The following is a 471-nucleotide window of genomic DNA, read 5'->3' as shown; positions in this document are numbered from 1 at the left end:
GTGTATAAGAGACAGGACTACTGGGGTATCTAATCCTTTTCGCTCCCCCAGCTATCGTCTCTCAGTGTCAGTCATGGCCCAGTAGAGCGCCTTCGCCACTGGTGTTCTTCCTTATCTCTGTGCATTTCACCGCTCCACAAGGAATTCCCTCTACCCCTACCATACTCTAGCTTTTAAGTGCTCGACTGCCGGGCCAAAGTTGAGCTCTGGGATTTGACAGTCGACTTTAAAAACCACCTACAGACGCTTTACGCCCAATCATTCCGGACAATGCTTGCACCCTCTGTATTACCGCGGCTGCTGGCACAGAGTTAGCCGGTGCTTATTCCTCAAGTACCGTCATTTGTTCTTCCTTGAGAAAAGAAGTTTAAGACCCACGGGCCGTCTTCCTTCACGCGGTATTGCTCCGTCAGGCTTTCGCCCATTGCGGAAAATTCCTCACTGCTGCCACCCGTAGGCTGTCTCTTATAC

Annotated in this window: 1 rRNA gene; it reads right to left on the bottom strand. The window is 51.2% G+C overall.

Annotated elements, in window-relative coordinates:
• A 16S ribosomal RNA gene (locus tag ACTHSL_RS13000) occupies positions 1 to 471 on the bottom strand; the annotation flags it as partial.

The sequence above is a fragment of the Neisseria sp. P0008.S010 genome (genome assembly GCF_051962715.1).
Taxonomy (GTDB): Bacteria; Pseudomonadota; Gammaproteobacteria; order Burkholderiales; family Neisseriaceae; genus Neisseria; species Neisseria elongata.
The sequence above is the reverse complement of the archived record's forward strand: the minus strand, read 5'-3'. Positions and strand labels throughout refer to the sequence as shown.